Source organism: Microbulbifer sp. ABH2_005, assembly GCF_056160005.1.
This window is the reverse complement of the sequence record NZ_JBSWWI010000007.1, coordinates 1-945: the sequence shown is the minus strand read 5'-3', so window position 1 is coordinate 945 and position 945 is coordinate 1. Positions and strand designations below refer to the sequence as shown.

Genomic DNA, 945 nt, shown 5'->3' with positions numbered 1-945 from the left:
GTCAGCGAAGTTTCCACCTGTCAGCGTGCTAGTGCCGCCACTAATTAAATTCGCATTTTTTATAATAATCCCTGCATGACTTACTTCATTATCATTAGCTGTCAACGCCCAGCCTAAATTTGAGTAGCCTTCTAACCCTGCGTTATTTGCAATTAAGTAAGAAACATCAAAAAATGTAATGCCGTTATTCGTCGCAGTATTAGTGTTATTAATTATCCAACTATGGCCAGCTAAACCAGTTACAGTTCTTGCATATCCATTTGTTTTAACACTTGTTACACCACTGAAATTAAATTCATATCCAGGATTTTGCGAATCGGTATCAGATGAAACCAATCCATCCCCTAACACATAAAAATCTCCTTCTTGGGACGCCCCAATAAAAATACTACTGGAGATAATGTCACTGAGATTAACGAATTGGATACCGTTAATTTTTCCATTCTCTAGATTTGCCTCACCTACGGATAAAGTGTCTTGTCCTCCTAGTGCATCGACAAGTGTCACCCCAGAAAAATCGATCGCTGAGGCAACAACAAGGTTGTCAGTACCGTTTTCGATAATGCTGAAAGCATCAATATTATCGGTGCCATAGAGCGTTGTGGTGTAGGCTTCTTGAATGTCTTGGAAAAGTAACCCCTGAGAATAAAGCCGTAATTCTCCAGCAGTTGCTGTCAACTCCAGGCCATAGGAATAGTTTTCGGCATTTACGTAATCATCACCGCCCAAAGCATTGACCGTCTCAAAACCACTAAACGTTAAGCCATTAACCAATAGCTCAGCATTACTATTAAAAGTAAATATTTCTGAATCATTGGTACCGAGCAGAATATCTGTTCCAGCATACGTTCCAGCTTCCACTCGGGTAAGACCATTGAAGCTCATCCCATCAACTTGAATCGCCGTTGTGCTATCAGTATTTTTTACAATCTGGTAGCTATCATT

Annotated in this window: 1 protein-coding gene; it reads right to left on the bottom strand. The window is 40.1% G+C overall.

The window, feature by feature from the left end; translation table 11 throughout:
* The coding region (locus ACXAFI_RS20005) for a hypothetical protein (protein ID WP_475110172.1) at window positions 1–945 on the bottom strand (945 nt) is incomplete at both ends.